The organism is Enterobacter cloacae complex sp. OE43NF, from assembly GCF_023544405.1.
Taxonomy (GTDB): Bacteria; Pseudomonadota; Gammaproteobacteria; order Enterobacterales; family Enterobacteriaceae; genus Enterobacter; species Enterobacter cloacae.
Genome location: NZ_JAMJFW010000025.1, coordinates 55,370 through 72,274, shown reverse-complemented (window position 1 = coordinate 72,274; position 16,905 = coordinate 55,370). Strand labels below are relative to the sequence as shown.

The 16,905-nt window shown below is 55.3% G+C and carries 18 protein-coding genes; 6 read left to right on the top strand and 12 right to left on the bottom strand.

The genetic code is table 11. The annotated features are described in order from the left end of the window. Positions 1-41: 41 nt before the first annotated feature. The gene (thiI, locus tag M8370_RS13505) at positions 42-1,490 is read right to left on the bottom strand and encodes a tRNA uracil 4-sulfurtransferase ThiI (RefSeq protein ID WP_020686381.1); all 1,449 of its coding nucleotides are present in this window, start codon (positions 1,488-1,490) and stop codon (positions 42-44) included. A gap of 191 nt (positions 1,491-1,681) precedes the next feature. Here thiI and xseB point away from each other — a divergent pair, with 191 nt between their 5' ends. The 4 genes from xseB (at position 1,682) to M8370_RS13485 (ending at position 5,749) form a co-directional block, all read left to right on the top strand. Further along, on the top strand, positions 1,682-1,924 hold the full coding sequence (gene xseB / locus M8370_RS13500) for an exodeoxyribonuclease VII small subunit (protein WP_008503331.1): 243 nt from the start codon (positions 1,682-1,684) through the stop codon (positions 1,922-1,924). Then, positions 1,925-2,824 carry a (2E,6E)-farnesyl diphosphate synthase gene (gene ispA, locus M8370_RS13495; protein WP_014830869.1) on the top strand — a complete coding sequence of 300 codons (900 nt, stop codon included), beginning with the start codon at positions 1,925-1,927 and terminating at the stop codon, positions 2,822-2,824. Positions 2,825-2,848: 24 nt separating this feature from the next. After that, positions 2,849-4,711, top strand: coding sequence for a 1-deoxy-D-xylulose-5-phosphate synthase (gene dxs / locus M8370_RS13490; RefSeq protein ID WP_023622252.1), 1,863 nt, complete (start codon positions 2,849-2,851; stop codon positions 4,709-4,711). 63 nt (positions 4,712-4,774) lie between these two features. Further along, positions 4,775-5,749 (top strand): aldo/keto reductase, encoded by a 975-nt coding sequence (locus M8370_RS13485; protein ID WP_038985384.1) that lies wholly within the window; start codon positions 4,775-4,777, stop codon positions 5,747-5,749. Positions 5,750-5,823: 74 nt separating this feature from the next. Here the strand turns inward: M8370_RS13485 and thiL are convergent, their stop codons facing one another. From thiL to nrdR, 5 genes are all read right to left on the bottom strand, one after another. Then, positions 5,824-6,795, bottom strand: a complete 972-nt coding sequence (thiL, locus tag M8370_RS13480; protein WP_250021184.1) for a thiamine-phosphate kinase — start codon at positions 6,793-6,795, stop codon at positions 5,824-5,826. 77 nt (positions 6,796-6,872) lie between these two features. Next, positions 6,873-7,292: a transcription antitermination factor NusB gene (gene nusB, locus M8370_RS13475; protein ID WP_006809908.1), complete on the bottom strand. Its 420-nt coding sequence runs from the start codon at positions 7,290-7,292 to the stop codon at positions 6,873-6,875. A gap of 21 nt (positions 7,293-7,313) precedes the next feature. Then, positions 7,314-7,784: a 6,7-dimethyl-8-ribityllumazine synthase gene (ribH, locus tag M8370_RS13470; protein ID WP_003859098.1), complete on the bottom strand. Its 471-nt coding sequence runs from the start codon at positions 7,782-7,784 to the stop codon at positions 7,314-7,316. Between the two features lie 87 nt (positions 7,785-7,871). Further along, positions 7,872-8,975 (bottom strand): bifunctional diaminohydroxyphosphoribosylaminopyrimidine deaminase/5-amino-6-(5-phosphoribosylamino)uracil reductase RibD, encoded by a 1,104-nt coding sequence (gene ribD / locus M8370_RS13465; RefSeq protein ID WP_250021183.1) that lies wholly within the window; start codon positions 8,973-8,975, stop codon positions 7,872-7,874. Positions 8,976-8,979: 4 nt separating this feature from the next. Further along, on the bottom strand, positions 8,980-9,429 hold the full coding sequence (gene nrdR / locus M8370_RS13460; protein WP_008503337.1) for a transcriptional regulator NrdR: 450 nt from the start codon (positions 9,427-9,429) through the stop codon (positions 8,980-8,982). 152 nt (positions 9,430-9,581) lie between these two features. On the opposite strand from nrdR, the gene M8370_RS13455 reads away from it, so the two are divergent. Beyond that, positions 9,582-10,121, top strand: coding sequence for a SadB/YajI family lipoprotein (locus M8370_RS13455; RefSeq protein WP_014830864.1), 540 nt, complete (start codon positions 9,582-9,584; stop codon positions 10,119-10,121). Between the two features lie 271 nt (positions 10,122-10,392). Next, positions 10,393-11,277 carry a nucleoside-specific channel-forming protein Tsx gene (locus tag M8370_RS13450; protein ID WP_025756198.1) on the top strand — a complete coding sequence of 295 codons (885 nt, stop codon included), beginning with the start codon at positions 10,393-10,395 and terminating at the stop codon, positions 11,275-11,277. 78 nt (positions 11,278-11,355) lie between these two features. Here M8370_RS13450 and M8370_RS13445 read toward each other — a convergent pair whose 3' ends face one another. From M8370_RS13445 to tgt, 6 genes are all read right to left on the bottom strand, one after another. Further along, a complete protein-coding gene (locus M8370_RS13445) occupies positions 11,356-12,036 on the bottom strand; it encodes a helix-turn-helix transcriptional regulator (protein WP_250021182.1) in 681 nt (226 codons plus the stop codon). A 14-nt stretch (positions 12,037-12,050) separates the two neighbouring features. Then, positions 12,051-12,416, bottom strand: coding sequence for a VOC family protein (locus M8370_RS13440; RefSeq protein ID WP_020686373.1), 366 nt, complete (start codon positions 12,414-12,416; stop codon positions 12,051-12,053). 139 nt (positions 12,417-12,555) lie between these two features. After that, positions 12,556-13,527: a protein translocase subunit SecF gene (secF, locus tag M8370_RS13435; RefSeq protein WP_013095834.1), complete on the bottom strand. Its 972-nt coding sequence runs from the start codon at positions 13,525-13,527 to the stop codon at positions 12,556-12,558. Between the two features lie 10 nt (positions 13,528-13,537). Beyond that, positions 13,538-15,385, bottom strand: coding sequence for a protein translocase subunit SecD (gene secD, locus M8370_RS13430; protein WP_071830016.1), 1,848 nt, complete (start codon positions 15,383-15,385; stop codon positions 13,538-13,540). Between the two features lie 27 nt (positions 15,386-15,412). Continuing rightward, a complete protein-coding gene (gene yajC, locus M8370_RS13425) occupies positions 15,413-15,745 on the bottom strand; it encodes a preprotein translocase subunit YajC (protein ID WP_000007630.1) in 333 nt (110 codons plus the stop codon). Between the two features lie 22 nt (positions 15,746-15,767). Beyond that, the gene (tgt, locus tag M8370_RS13420; protein ID WP_013095832.1) at positions 15,768-16,895 is read right to left on the bottom strand and encodes a tRNA guanosine(34) transglycosylase Tgt; all 1,128 of its coding nucleotides are present in this window, start codon (positions 16,893-16,895) and stop codon (positions 15,768-15,770) included. Between the last annotated feature and the right edge of the window lie 10 nt (positions 16,896-16,905).

Here is a 16,905-nt window from a genome sequence, read left to right as displayed (position 1 = left end):
TCGGGGCGAGGGCATCAAGCCACACACACCCCCGCAAAAAACTACGGGCGATACACCTTCACATTCGCAAAGCCCTGCTCACGCAGATACAGCGCCTGCAGGCGGCTCATCACCCCACGCTCACACCACAGCAGGTATGTTTTGCTCTGGTCGAGGTCGCCAAATTTGGTGCTCAGCTTATAGAACGGCAGAGAAACCACTTCCACCCCTTCCACCTGTAGCGGCTTGTCGTCCTGCTCATCAACGGAGCGGATATCCAGAATCGCGTCGTTGGCACCGAAACCGCTCACGGTTTCAACCTCAACCACTTCCTGCTCGGTCTGCTGGGCAATCTCACGGATGTCGATGTTGGAGGCTTCTTCCACCACTTTATCCAGAATGCTGAAATCAAAGTTCTCTTCTTCCGCTTCGATCTTCGCTTTTACCGCTTTGACCGTCGGGCTCTTCGAGATCACGCCGCAGTACTCTGGCATGGTACGGGCAAAATCTTCAGTGCCGATTTCGCGCGCCAGATCGATGATGTGCTCTTTGTCGTGAGAGATCAGCGGACGCAGGATCAGGGTGTCAGAGACATTGTCGATGAGACGCAGGTTGGTCAGCGTCTGGCTGGAAACCTGACCCAGCGCTTCACCGGTGACCAGCGCCTGCACACCATAGCGTTCCGCTACTTTAGAGGCCGCACGCACCATCATACGCTTGAGGACCACGCCCATCTGACCGTCGTCCACTTTCTCCAGGATTTCGCCAACCACTGGCTCGAAGTTGATCGCCACAAAGCGCACGCGGTGCGAGCTGCCAAAGCGATTCCACAGATAGTGTGCCACCTGACGCACGCCGATTTCATGCGCCGCGCCGCCCAGATTAAAGAAGCAGTAATGCACACGGCAGCCGCGACGCATCAGCATGTAGCTGGAGACGCCAGAGTCGAAACCACCGGAAATCAGGGACAGCACATCTTCCTGAGTACCGATTGGGAAGCCGCCGATACCTTCGTAACGCCCTTTCACCAGCAGCAGGCGATCGTTTTCGATCTCCAGGTTCACGGTGACATCCGGGTTGGTCAGACGCACGCGCGCCGTTTCAACATGCTGGTTCAGACCGCCGCCAACGTAACGTTCCACCTCGATAGAGCTGAATTCGTGCTTGCCGCGACGCTTCACGCGCACGCAGAAGGTTTTGCCTTCGATCTGGTCGCGATACTGCACCAGCGCTTTTTCGAAGATGTCATGCAGGGAAGTGAACGGAACATCTTCCACTTCCAGAATATGGTGAATACCCGGAATACGGGTCAGCGCGTCGCGAATGTCCTGACGTTTGTTTTCATCTTTCGCGCGGACTTCAACGTGATCCCAGTGGCGCACCACGGCGAGGGTTTCGTCGTAGTGTTTTAAAACGTTACGAATGTTCCCGGTGAGAATTTTAATAAAGCGCAAACGCACAGATTGGCTTTTGATGGTGATTTCAGGGAACAATTTAATGATAAACTTCATGGCGGCAATGTTTCTTAGGCAAGCGTATTAAGGCTTGTAATGGAAAATAATATTACAGCCCACACCCGTGGCTGCATCCAGGCGCGCAAGTATACCACCATCGCGCCGTTCCTGTGCACATTGCGCGTTATTTGATAATTGCCCCGAGTCCGTTACCATGTTGGGGCTGAGAATATAAGAGTCAATTCACTATGCCGAAGAAGAACGACGCACCGGCCAGTTTTGAAACTGCGCTGAGTGAACTGGAGCAGATCGTCACCCGCCTTGAGAGCGGTGATTTACCGCTGGAAGAGGCGCTCAACGAATTCGAGCGTGGCGTGCAGCTGGCGCGCCAGGGGCAGGTTAAACTGCAGCAGGCCGAGCAGCGTGTGCAGATCCTGCTTTCCGATAGCGAAGACGCTAAGACAACGCCTTTCACACCGGACGCCGAGTAAATGGATTTTGCTAACGAGCTTCAGGCGCGAGTCATACGCGCCAACGACGCCCTGCGCCGTTTTATTGCGCCACAACCTTTTCAGAACACTCCACTGGTTGAGGCCATGCACTATGGCGCACTCTTGGGTGGAAAGCGCCTGCGCCCGTTCCTCGTCTACGCCACAGGCAATATGTTTGGTATCAGCGATACTACGCTGGACGCCCCGGCTGCCGCCGTTGAGTGCATCCATGCCTACTCGCTGATCCACGATGATTTACCGGCGATGGATGATGACGATCTGCGTCGCGGTCAGCCAACCTGCCATATTAAGTTTGGCGAAGCGAATGCCATCCTGGCGGGGGATGCCCTGCAAACGCTGGCATTCTCTATTCTGAGCGATGCGCCGATGGCAGAAGTCAGCGATCGCGACCGTCTGGCAATGGTTTCCGAGCTGGCGATGGCCAGCGGCGTTGCCGGAATGTGCGGTGGGCAAGCGCTGGATCTGGAGGCAGAAGGACGTCAGGTTAATCTGGAACAGCTGGAGCGTATTCACCGGCATAAAACGGGCGCACTCATCCGTGCCGCCGTACGCCTGGGCGCACTGAGCGCGGGTGAACAGGGGCGCAAAGCCCTGCCGATTCTGGACAGATACGCAGAAAGTATCGGTCTGGCGTTCCAGGTTCAGGATGACATTCTGGATGTGGTGGGCGATACTGCAACATTGGGTAAACGTCAGGGTGCGGATCAGCAGCTTGGCAAAAGTACCTACCCCGCCCTGCTGGGTCTTGAGCAAGCCCAGCGTAAAGCCCGGGATCTGATAGAGGAAGCCCGCCAGTCGCTGAATGAACTGGCCGCGCAGTCTCTCGATACCTCGGCACTGGAAGCGCTAGCGGACTATATAATCCAGCGTGATAAATAAACACACTATCTCGATGAGCCTTTGATGAGTTTTGATATTGCCAAATACCCGACACTGGCGTTAGTTGACTCCACCCAGGAGTTGCGTCTGTTGCCGAAAGAGAACCTGCCGAAGCTGTGCGACGAGCTGCGTCGCTATCTGCTCGACAGCGTAAGCCGCTCCAGCGGACATTTCGCCTCCGGGCTTGGCACGGTCGAGCTGACCGTTGCGCTACACTACGTCTACAACACCCCGTTCGATCAGCTCATCTGGGACGTGGGCCATCAGGCCTATCCACATAAAATTCTGACGGGTCGTCGCGATCAAATTGGCACGATCCGCCAGAAAGGCGGCCTGCATCCGTTCCCGTGGCGCGGTGAGAGTGAGTACGATGTTTTAAGCGTCGGCCACTCCTCCACCTCCATCTCTGCGGGTATCGGTATTGCCGTGGCCGCCGAAAAAGAGAACAAGCAGCGCCGCACCGTCTGCGTGATCGGCGACGGCGCCATCACCGCCGGGATGGCCTTTGAGGCCATGAACCACGCGGGCGATATCAAGCCGGACATGCTGGTTATCCTGAACGATAACGAAATGTCGATTTCCGAGAACGTCGGCGCGCTGAACAACCATCTGGCACAGCTGCTCTCCGGCAAGCTTTACTCCACGCTGCGCGAAGGCGGCAAGAAAGTCTTCTCTGGCGTACCGCCAATCAAAGAGCTGCTCAAGCGCACCGAAGAACACATCAAAGGCATGGTCGTGCCGGGCACACTCTTTGAAGAGCTGGGCTTTAACTATATTGGCCCGGTTGATGGGCACGACGTGCTGGGGCTGGTCACCACGCTCAAGAACATGCGCGACCTGAAAGGCCCGCAGTTCCTGCATATCATGACGAAGAAAGGCCGTGGTTACGAACCGGCGGAAAAAGATCCGATCACTTTCCACGCGGTACCTAAATTCGATCCGACCAGCGGTTGTTTGCCAAAAAGCAGCGGCGGTATGCCGAGCTATTCCAAAATCTTCGGTGACTGGTTATGTGAAACCGCGGCGAAAGACAACAAGCTGATGGCGATCACCCCGGCCATGCGAGAAGGTTCCGGCATGGTCGAGTTCTCCAAAAAATACCCTGACCAGTATTTTGACGTGGCGATTGCCGAGCAGCACGCAGTCACCTTCGCGGCGGGTCTGGCGATTGGTGGATACAAACCGGTGGTGGCGATCTACTCCACCTTCCTGCAACGCGCCTACGATCAGGTGATCCATGACGTTGCCATCCAGAAGCTGCCGGTGCTGTTTGCTATCGACCGCGCAGGCATCGTGGGTGCTGACGGCCAGACGCACCAGGGTGCATTCGATCTTTCGTTCCTGCGCTGCATTCCGGACATGGTTATCATGACGCCAAGCGACGAAAACGAATGTCGTCAGATGCTGTATACCGGCTACCACTACCAGGATGGTCCAAGCGCGGTTCGCTATCCACGCGGTAACGCGGTAGGCGTTGAGCTGCAGCCGCTGGAAAAACTGGCGATAGGTAAAGGTCTGGTGAAACGTCGCGGTGAGAAAGTGGCAATTCTGAATTTTGGCACCCTGATGCCAGAGGCCGCTAAGGTCGCTGAAGCGCTGAATGCCACTCTGGTGGATATGCGCTTCGTGAAACCGCTCGATGAATCCCTGATCCTGGAAATGGCAGAAACCCATGAGGTGCTGGTGACGCTGGAAGAAAACGCCATCATGGGCGGCGCGGGTAGCGGCGTGAACGAGGTGCTGATGGCGAACCGTAAAGCCGTTCCGGTACTGAACCTTGGTCTGCCGGATCACTTCATTCCGCAAGGTACTCAGGACGAAGCCCGCGCGGCAATTGGCCTGGACGCCGCTGGTATTGAAGCCAAAATTCGTAGCTGGCTTGCCTGATCCTTCCCCTTTTCCGCTCCTGCTATGCTTAAACGTATTGTTTAAAAAAGCAGGAGTGGAACCATGCAATACACGACATTAGGAAAAACGGATCTTAACGTTTCCCGACTTTGCCTGGGCTGTATGACCTTTGGCGAGCCTGACCGGGGTAATCACGCCTGGACGCTGCCGGAAGAGAGCAGCCGCCCTATCATCAAACGCGCCATTGAAGGTGGCATTAACTTCTTTGACACCGCCAACAGCTACTCCGACGGCAGCAGTGAAGAGATCGTCGGCCGTGCCCTGCGCGATTTTGCGCGTCGTGATGAAATCGTCGTCGCCACCAAGGTCTATTACCCGGTGGGCGATCTGGCTGAGGGGCTCTCTCGCGCCCAGATCCTGCGTTCCATTGATGACAGCCTTCGACGCCTGAACATGGACTATGTCGACCTGCTGCAAATTCACCGCTGGGATTACAACACGCCCATTGAAGAGACGCTTGAAGCGCTCAACGATGTGGTGAAAGCCGGTAAAGCGCGCTACATCGGCGCATCGTCTATGCACGCGTCGCAGTTTGCTCAGGCGCTGGCTCTGCAGGCGCAACATGGCTGGGCGCGTTTCGTCACCATGCAGGATCACTACAACCTGATCTATCGCGAAGAAGAACGCGAGATGCTACCGCTCTGCTATCAGGAAGGCGTGGCAGTGATCCCGTGGAGCCCGCTGGCACGTGGTCGCCTGACCCGTCCGTGGGGGGAAACCACAGCCCGCCTGGTATCGGATGAAGTAGGAAAAAATCTTTATTCCAGTACAGAAGCCAGCGATGCGTTAATTGCCGAACGGTTAGCCGGGATCGCCGACGATACCGGAGCCACCCGCGCCCAGGTCGCGCTGGCATGGCTGCTGGGTAAACGCGGCGTCGCGGCACCGATTATTGGCACTTCGCGGGAAGAGCAGCTTGATGAACTGCTGAATGCGGTAGATATCACGCTGACACCGGAGCAAGTTGCCGAGCTGGAGACACCGTATCAGCAGCATCCGGTGGTAGGGTTTAAGTAATCCCTCTCCCTAACCCTCTGATACGTAAGCCGGGTAAGGCGAAGCCGCCACCCGGCAGTACAGATCGCACAACATCACCCGAAGTGATCGTACCCTTTCCAGTCCAGCGTAATGGGCGCACCATTTTTCACAAACTTCAGCCCTTCACTCTCCGGCATGATCTGGCCGATACAGGTAAATTTCGCGCCGAGATGCGCTAACGCCACGTCCAGCGTCCCACGGTTGAGCTCAGGCACGGTAAAGCACAGCTCATAATCTTCGCCGCCGGAGAGCGCCCAGCGCAGCGCCTGCTCAGGCTCGACGTGTCGAAGCAGCTGCTCTGATAGCGGGAACAGATCCAGGTCAACGCGCGCGCCGACACCGCTGGCCTTCAGAATATGACCGAGATCTGAGATTAACCCGTCCGAGAGATCGATAGCTGAGCTTGCCCGTTCGCGTAGCGCCTGGCCGTGAAGAATACGCGGCGTTGGCCGCAGATGCCGTTTGACCAGATACGCCGCGTCGTCAGTGTCATTCACGGTTAAGCGATCCTGGAGGATCGCCAGTCCCGCTGCGCTGTCGCCCGGCGTACCGGTGACGTAGATCCAGTCGCCAGGTTTCGCCCCGGAGCGTTTCAGCGCGCGCCCAGCCGGCACATAACCGTGGATCGCGAGCGTCATCGATAGCGGCCCCGCCGTGGTATCGCCGCCAATCAATTGCATGTCGTAGTAGTTAAGCTGCTCAAACAGAGCGTCACTAAAGGCTTCAAGCCAGGGTTCATCGACCTCTGGCAGCGTCAGGGCCAGCGTTAACCACGCCGGATCGGCCCCCATCGCAGCCAGATCGCTCACGTTGACCGCCAGCGCTTTATACGCCAGGTCGGCAGGATCGATATCAGGTAAGAAATGGCGCCCGCACACTAAGGTGTCGGTGCTGATTGCCAGCGTCTGTTTTTCGGGAATATTGAGAAGTGCACAGTCATCGCCAATGCCGGTTTCAACATCAAGACGAGAGGTTCTGACACGGTCGAAATAACGGGCAATCAGGGAGAATTCGCCGCATGCCATACGTTATGCCTCAGCAAATAAAAGAAAAAACCGGAGCCGCACTGCCCGTCAGGCAATGCAGAGCTCCGGTTTGCGGATCACTTTTTGTGGGGACGGATCGCAGGTGCTGCTTTATCAAGAACGCCGTTTACAAACTTGTGGCTGTCTTCAGCGCCGAAGGTTTTCGCCAGTTCGATCGCTTCGTTGATGGCCACTTTGTACGGCACATCATCACGTTTAGACAGCTCAAACAGCGCAATGCGCAGCACTGCTTTTTCTACCTGACCCAGCTCTTCGAGCAGACGGGAGAGGTAGGGTTTCATCAGACCATCGAGATACGCGCTATTAGTCGCCACTCCCGACAGCAGTTCACGGAAGTACAGAACGTCAACATCTTTCACGTCCTGTTCTGACAGGAACTGGTATTCAACATCAGCGATGTCGTTCTGGGACAACTGCCAGGAGTAAAGTGCCTGAACGGCACATTCACGGGCGCGGCGACGAGCAGCAGGTTTCACGGAATTCCCCTTACAAAAAAATCAGGCCTTGATGGCTTTCAATACATTGATCATTTCAAGCGCGGTCAGTGCAGCTTCTGCACCTTTGTTACCGGCTTTAGTGCCAGCACGTTCGATGGCTTGTTCAATACTTTCGGTGGTCAGCACGCCGAACGCGACAGGAATTTCAGCGTCCTGTGCAACGTGCGCCAGACCATTGCTTGCACCGCCCGCAACGTATTCGAAGTGCGCAGTGCCGCCACGAATAACGGTACCCAGCGCAATCACCGCGTCGTATTTACCGGTTTTCGCCAGCGCGCCCGCTGCCAGTGGCAGTTCGTAAGCACCTGGAACCCACACAACGGTAATGTTGTCATCTTTAACCTGGCCGATACGTTTCAGGGCGTCAACCGCACCTTCCAGCAGGCTATCGTTGATGAAGTTGTTGAAACGCGCAATGGTGATGGCGACGCGAGCGTCCGGGGTAGCTACAGCAGCTTCAATAATGTTCATACTCTTCCTTTACGGGTTCATTTGGCCCCGCAGGGGGGCGGATTTTATCATAATACTTTGCGCACTGCTTCCCTATTTCAGGAGCAATTACGCTGTCGTTAAATGGAGGCAAACATCCGGACCCACCGGACGAATCTCGCTAAATTTGAGTTGTGGTGCATCGGCCAGTTTTTCAAGGCCGGGCAGCACAAACAGGCCACGCGCGTCGCTACCCAGCAGTTTAGGCGCAACGTAGACAATCAGTTCATCGAACAGACCTGCCTGGAGCAGTGCGCCTGCCAGCGTCGGGCCGGCTTCCACCCAGATGCTGTTCACCTGCTGCTTACCCAGCAGCATCATCAGCACCACTAAATCCAGATGACCGTTGTGCTCCGGCACCATAATGCTGCGCACGCTTTCCGGCCAGTCGCGTGAATCTTCTTTTATGCGGGCAATCCAGGTTTCACCGGGCTGCTGCACAATGCGGTGTTCAGGCGTGACGCGGTTCTGGCTATCAATGACAATACGCAGCGGCTGACGCAGGTTTTCCTGCGGATACAGCGCCTGGGTATCGGCATTCAGTTCGTTCCAGCGCACGGTCATGGCCGGATCGTCCGCGAGAACCGTTTCACTGCTGGTGAGGATAGCATGGCTTTGCGCACGCAGACGTTGCACATCGCGCCTTGCCTGCGGCGAGGTGATCCACTGACTTTCGCCGTTCGCCATCGCCGTGCGGCCATCCAGTGAGGCGCCCAGCTTGAGCTGAATATACGGGAACCCGGTACGCATACGCTTCAGGAAGCCTTTATTGATAGCTTCCGCATCCTGCATCATCAGACCGTGGCTAACATCGATCCCTTCCTGCTGCAGACGGTACAGACCACGTCCGGCCACCTGGGGATTAGGATCCTGCATCGCAGCGACAACGCGTGACACTCCCGCCGCGATCAACGCTTCACAGCATGGCGGTGTGCGCCCGTGATGGCTGCACGGCTCAAGCGTCACGTAGGCCGTAGCCCCACGCGCTTTTTCACCCGCCATACGCAGGGCATGCACCTCAGCATGGGGCTCGCCCGCGCGGTAGTGGAAACCTTCGCCCACGATCTCGCCATCTTTAACAATGACGCACCCGACGTTGGGGTTGGGATGGGTGGTAAATCGACCGCGCTGCGCCAGCTTCATGGCGCGCGCCATGTACATCTCATCCTGCATGGACTCAATCCTGTAAGCGGGCGATCTCTTCGCCAAACTCTTTGATATCTTCGAAACTGCGGTAGACAGAGGCGAAGCGGATATAGGCAACCTTATCAAGCTTTTTCAACTGCTCCATCACCAGATTGCCGATCATCTTGCTGGGCACTTCACGTTCACCCAGACCACGAAGGTAAGATTTAATGTGGTTTAACGCCATTTCCACGTCATCCGCGCTGACGGGGCGTTTCTCCAGCGCCTTAAGCATTCCGCTGCGCAGCTTCTCTTCGTTAAACGGCTCGCGCACGTCGTTACTTTTTACCACGCGCGGCATGACCAGCTCTGCCACCTCAAAGGTCGTGAAACGCTCGTTACATACCAGACACTGCCGACGGCGGCGTACGGAAGACCCTTCGCCCACAAGACGAGAATCGATGACTTTGGTATCCACAGCGGAGCAGAATGGGCAATGCATACGGTATCCCTGTTATCTGGTTAACTGACTTTCATTTTACCCTGAACTGGCCTGACAACAAAGGAAGAGCTTTTTGAGACAAAGGATCTATGTCTGTCGGGATGATGCTGGCTACCATTACGGTGATCCGTTATTTCAAGGAATTAAACGCAATGACAAGACGTTACCTGAAAATTCTGCTGGTGGGGAGCCTCTTCACCCTTAGCGCCTGTGCACAGCAAACCGAAGTCCGCCAGATGAAACAGAGCGTGAATACGCTCAATACGGCAATGGACAAACTGAACAAAGAGACCGTGAAGATCACCCAGCAAAACGCGCTGAATGCAAAATCCACCAGCGGAGTGTATTTGCTGCCGGGGGCCAACACCCCTGCCCGTCTCAACAGCCAGGTTGGCACGTTAAAAATGTCGCTGGTGAATGTGGCGGCAAATGCGGATGGTACTCGCGCAACATTACGAATTCAGGGTGAGTCCAACGATCCGCTGCCAGCCTTTAGCGGCACCGTCGAGTGGGGCCAGATCCAGGGCACCACCGAGAATTACCAGGAGGTGAACGTGAAGAATCAGCTCTTCACCGCCCCGGCCAGTGTTTTAGCGCCGAGTGATGTGGATATTCCGCTTCAGTTAAGCGGCCTTACGCCCGATCAGTTAGGCTTTATCCGCATTCACGACATCCAACCCGCCGCACAGTAATCCCCCTCCTTTTGAGCGGAGTGAAATGTCACTCCGCTAACATTTACATTTCGTATGGATTGGCAACATAAATGATTGCCGCTACAATCCCGGCCGTTTAAAGTACGCAAACGTGAACGCAATCGATTACGCGTGTGAGAGATATGTGAAACAACACATATTTTTGTGAGCAAGGATTCCTATAATAGGCTCCGCAGAAACACGAAATATTTAGAAACGCAATTCGCGCATTTTTCACTCCCGGAAGGGAATTTCAATCAGTGGCATGATTATGAAAAAAACATTACTCGCAGCCGGCGCCGTGCTGGCATTGTCCTCCTCTTTCACTGTTAACGCAGCGGAAAACGATAAACCACAATACCTCTCCGACTGGTGGCACCAGAGCGTTAACGTGGTCGGCAGCTACCACACCCGTTTCGGACCTCAGATCCGTAACGATACCTACCTGGAGTACGAAGCGTTCGCCAAGAAAGACTGGTTTGATTTCTACGGCTATATGGATGCACCGGTCTTCTTCGGTGGTAACACCGACGCAAAAGGTATCTGGAACCACGGTTCCCCACTGTTCATGGAGATCGAACCGCGCTTCTCTATTGATAAACTGACTGGTACCAGCCTGGCGTTTGGTCCGTTCAAAGAGTGGTATTTCGCGAACAACTATATCTACGACATGGGCCGTAACAAGTCCGGTCGCCAGAGCACCTGGTATATGGGTCTGGGTACCGACATCGACACGGGCCTGCCAATGAGCCTGTCTCTGAACGTGTACGCTAAGTATCAATGGCAGAACTACGGTGCCGCGAACGAAAACGAGTGGGATGGTTACCGTTTCAAAGTGAAATACTTTGTGCCAATCACCCAGCTGTGGGGCGGCAACCTGAGCTATATCGGCTTCACCAACTTTGACTGGGGTTCCGATCTGGGCGACAACGACTTCCGCGATCTGAACGGTAAGAAAGCGCGCACCAACGACTCCATCGCCTCCAGCCACATCCTGGCGCTGAACTACGATCACTGGCACTACTCTGTTGTTGCGCGTTACTGGCACAACGGTGGACAGTGGAACGACGACGCCAGCCTGAACTTCGGCAACGGCGACTTCAGCGTCCGTTCTACCGGTTGGGGTGGTTACCTGGTAGTGGGTTACAACTTCTAATCGTGTGATTGTTGCCGGGTGGCGCTGACGCTTACCCGGCCTACAAAACCTGTGAGGGCTGTCTCTCCCCGTGGCTTGTTACTGCTTCACCTTGCGCAAAAAATCCGCCAGCGATCGGTCTGCACTCTCACTAAAGCGTCTTTCCGTAAGGACAATTTTGAGGCATCTGTCGAGACGGAAAAAGCGATAGTCATCGCGCAGTTCACACCATGACGCCAGTAGCCAGCGTTCTCCCCAGAAAAACAGCCCCAGCGGCTGAACCTCACGCGTTGAAAATTGCCCCGCTTCGTCACGATAATGCAGCACGAGCACGCGCTGGGCCGAGATCGCCTGATGTATGACATCAAAATCACTGCGGGAGTGGCTTTTCATGCCAAAATCCGGGGCGTAGATCCGCGTCTGCTCTGCCTTTCGGCGGCTCTCTTCGGGCAGGATCGCGAGCACTTTCTCCTGTGCAGACTCCAGTTCGCGCGACAGCGACTCCCCACCCCAGGTGGTAAGCAGGCGAATAGCCACAATCAGCGCCTCAGACTCCTTGTTTGTCAGCATCAGCGGCGGCAGGTCAAACCCCGACATCAGCCGGTAACCGCTCCCCGCTTCGCCCTCCACCGGCACGCCGGAAAGCGACAGGTCGCGGATATCGCGGTACACCGTGCGCTCAGAAACGCCCAGCCGGTCCGCAAGATGCGCTGCCGTTGTCAGACGTCGGCCCCGCAGGATCTGTACTATCTGAAACAAACGGTCAGCGCGTCGGGTCATTTTTGCTTACGCTCTCAGGCAGGTTGATGAAGGCCGACGCGATTACCTTCGCTGTCGGTAAATAAAGCAATAGTACCAATACCGCGCGGTAACTCCAGCGGGCCAAACACGCACTCGCCGCCCGCAGAGGCAATGCGATCGAGCGTAGCGGTCAAATTGTCAGTATGCAGGTAGATAATGGCCCCCTGCACCGAGGGAATAATCCCCTCAAATTTTGCCAGCGCGCCGCCGGTGGCCGGATCCTCATGCGGGAATACCGCCAGCTCGGCGCTGTCCATTTTCTCGCGCCTCAGTGAAACCTGCATCACCGGCTCATAAAATTTGATGGCGCGATCCATATCCGCGACCGGGATCTCAAACCAGTTAATCACACTTTTCATACATCCTCCTGCCTCTTGTTTGGGTTCAACAGGAGTCTACGACAGGGCTCCTGACAGCATACTGTCAGGAGTGTTTGTCAGGAGCAGATAAAAAAAATCCCGGTCAACAGACCGGGATTTCGATAACGCGATAAACGTCTTACGGCAGAATAGACGGCTGATCCGCCCCTTCTTTCTCGACTTTCTGCTGGAGCAGGTGCTCGCGCTTCATGCCAAGTTTCAGTGCCAGAGCGGACGCCACGTAGATTGACGACGCAGTACCGATAGACACACCGATCAGCATGGTCAGCGAGAAGCCTTCCAGCACCGGACCACCGAAGAGATACAGCATCAGGATCACCATCAAGGTTGTACCGGATGTGATCAAGGTACGGTGCAGCGTCTGGGTCAACGACACGTTAAAGATTTCGTACGGCGTACCACGACGGATCTTACGGAAGTTTTCACGAATACGGTCAGATACCACGATACTGTCGTTCAGGGAGTAACCGATAACGGACATCAGGGATGCCACAATTGTCAGGTCAATCTCAATATGGAACAGAGACAGTACGCCCATGGTGATCACCACGTCGTGCGCCAGTGCGATAACCACACCCGCCGCCAGTCGCCACTCAAAGCGGAAACCGACGTACACCAGGATGGAGATCAGCGCCACCAGCAGCGCCATCGCACCGGTTTGCGCCAGGTCCGCACCCACGCTCGGGCCGACGAACTCAATACGCTTAACCGTGGCGTTCTGGCTGGTTGTTTCGTTAATCACGCTAACAACCTTGCTGCCCAGCTCCTGACTGCCGTTGGCATCGTGTACCGGCGGCATACGCACCATGATGTCGCGGCTGCTGCCGAAGTTCTGCAGCAGCGGCTCTTCAAAGCCCGCTTTCTGCAGTGACTGACGCATCTGGTCCATATCAACCGGTTTTTCCAGGGTGATTTCAATCACCGTACCACCGGTGAAATCCAGACCCCAGTTAAAGCCTTTTACGCCCATAACGACGATGGACAGAATCAGCAGTAAACCTGAAATGCCGAAGGCCCAGTAGTCCCAGCGCATAAAGTCCCAGACTTTACGGCCGTGGTTCAATTGTTCAACAGTATATTCCTGTGCCACAACGCACTCCTCAGATAGACAGCTTTTTGACGCGCTTGCCGCCGTACAGCAGGTTCACGATGGCACGGGTGCCGACAATAGCAGTAAACATTGACGTTGCAACACCGATACCGGTGGTAATCGCAAAGCCTTTGATTGCGCCAGTCCCCACTGCATACAGGATAAGAACCTTGATCAGTGTTGTTACGTTCGCATCGAAGATGGAGCTGAACGCGCCTTTATAGCCTTCATCAATCGCCTGCTGAACAGAGCGACCGTTGCTCAACTCTTCTTTGATACGTTCGTTAATCAGTACGTTGGCGTCGACCGCCACCGCAAGGGTCAGAACGATACCCGCAATCCCCGGCATGGTCAGCGTCGCCCCTGGCAGCAGGGACATAATGCCGATGATCAGCACCAGGTTCGCGATCAGCGCGGAGGTGGCAATCAGACCAAACTTCTTATAGAAGAAGATCATGAAGAGGATAGAGACCGCCAGACCGGCCAGACATGCTTCCAGCCCCTGCTGGATGTTTTGCATACCCAGAGTTGGACCAATGGTACGTTCTTCAACAATCTGAATTGGCGCAATCAGCGCACCGGCACGCAGCAGCAGAGAGAGCTGACGCGCTTCGTTCGGGTTATTGATACCGGTGATGCGGAAGCTGTTACCCAGACGAGACTGGATATTGGCGATGTTAATCACCTCTTCCTCTTTCACCAGCACCGCACGGCCGTTAGCGTCTTTCTTACCGCTGTCTTTGTACTCCACGAACAGGGTTGCCATCGGTTTACCGATGTTGTCCTTGGTAAAGTTAGACATAATGTTACCACCCGCGCTGTCCAGCGAGATGTTAACCTGCGGCTGGTTGTACTCGTCCTGGCTGGAGGTGGAGTCGGTGATATGGTCACCGGTCAGGATCACGCGTTTGTACAGCACAACGGGCTGACCTTCGCGGGTCTCTTTCACTTCCGAGTCACCCGGAATACGGCCAGAAGCGGCAGCAGACTGGTCAACGTTGGTGTTCACCAGACGGAATTCCAGCGTTGCAGTGGCGCCCAGAATCTCTTTCGCGCGCGCGGTGTCCTGAATACCCGGCAGTTCTACAACGATACGGTCAGCACCCTGACGCTGCACCAGCGGTTCAGCCACGCCCAGTTGGTTTACACGGTTGCGCAGAATGTTGATGTTCTGCTGAACGGCATATTCACGCGCTTCTTTCAGACGGGCGTCGGTCATTACCGCGCGCAGCTGGTTGCTGCCCTGAGCGGTGATCACCAGGTCACGGTGACGTTGGGTCAGGTAATCTACAGCCTGATCGCGCGCCGCACTGTCGCGGAACGTGATGCTCATACCGTAGTTATCTTCTTTACGAACGGTGGTATACGCGATGCCTTTTTCACGCAGATCGCTGCGCAGGCTATCGATATTCTGTTCCTGCAGTTTGCCCAGCGCGGTATCCATATCCACTTCCATCAGGAAGTGTACGCCGCCACGGAGGTCAAGACCGAGTTTCATTGGCTCTGCGCTCAGCGCAGCCAGCCAACGTGGGGTAGCAGGAGCAAGGTTAAGCGCCACGACGTATTTATCACCCAGCACGCCCATCAGCGCTTCGCGAGCGCGGAGCTGCGTGTCGGTGGTGTCGAAGCGAGCAAGAATTGCGCCCTCTTCCAGAGCCACAGACTTAGCGGTAATTTTTTCTTCTTGTAACGTTTTCTGGACCTGGATCAGCGTTTGCTCACTGGCGGCGACACCGCGCGCGCCAGTGATTTGAACAGCCGGATCCTCACCATACAGGTTGGGAAGCGCGTACAGCAGGCCGACGAGAATCACGACGACCAGCATGATGTACTTCCACAAAGGATAACGGTTTAACACGGCAGTTCCCTTTGGGAAAAGTTGGGATTACAGCGCCTTCATGGTGCCTTTCGGCAGAACGGCAGCTACGAAGTCACGTTTGATAACCACTTCAGTGGTGTCGTTCAGGGCGATAGCAATGTAGCCACTTTCAGCCACTTTGGTTACGCGACCGACCAGGCCACCGTTAGTCAGGACTTCATCACCTTTCGCGATGGAGTCCATCAGCTTTTTGTGCTCTTTGGTACGCTTCTGCTGTGGGCGCAGGATCATGAAGTAGAAGATCAGACCGAACACAACCAGCATCAGAATCAGAGACATCGGGCTGCCCTGCGCTGGAGCACCTGTTGCCGCTACCGCATCAGAAATAAAAAAGCTCATTCAAATTCCCTCATTATTAATATTAATCAACGTTCAAAGGTGGAACGGTTCGACCCTGACGTTGGTAAAAATCGGTCACGAAGCTCTCTAATTTACCCTCTTCGATAGCCTTGCGTAAACCAGCCATTAAGCGCTGATAATAGCGAAGGTTATGAATGGTATTGAGACGCGCGCCCAAAATCTCATTGCAACGATCGAGATGATGCAAATACGCGCGAGAATAATTGCGACAGGTGTAGCAATCGCACTCGGCATCGAGCGGACTGGTGTCACTCTTATGCTTCGCGTTACGGATTTTCACCACGCCATCGGTAACAAACAGATGACCGTTACGTGCGTTACGGGTTGGCATGACGCAGTCGAACATATCGATGCCGCGGCGCACACCTTCAACCAGATCTTCTGGCTTACCCACACCCATCAGGTAACGGGGTTTATCCGCCGGGATTTGCGGGCAGACATGTTCCAGAATACGGTGCATGTCTTCCTTCGGCTCACCCACAGCTAAACCGCCGACAGCGTAGCCATCAAAACCTATCTCTACCAGACCTTTAACAGAGATATCGCGTAAATCTTCGTAAACACTGCCCTGGATAATGCCGAACAGCGCATTTTTGTTCTGCAGGGAGTCAAAACGGTCGCGGCTACGCTTCGCCCAGCGCAGCGACATCTCCATGGAACGTTTAGCGTAATCCCAGTCCGCCGGGTATGGCGTACATTCGTCGAAGATCATCACGATGTCAGAGCCGAGATCGTACTGAATCTCCATAGACTTTTCAGGATCGAGGAAAATCGGATCGCCGTTGATCGGGTTACGGAAGTGGACGCCCTCCTCGGTGATCTTGCGAATATCACCCAGGCTGAAGACCTGGAAACCGCCAGAATCGGTCAGGATCGGGCCTTTCCACTGCATGAAGTCATGCAGATCGCCGTGAAGCTTCATGATCTCCTGACCAGGACGCAGCCACAGGTGGAAGGTATTACCGAGGATAATCTGGGCGCCAGTGGCTTCTACTTCTTCCGGCGTCATCCCTTTTACGGTGCCGTAAGTCCCCACAGGCATAAACGCGGGGGTTTCCACCACGCCGCGATCAAACACCAGGCGACCGCGACGCGCGCGGCCATCGGTGGTATCGAGTTCAAATTTCATTTTTATTCCT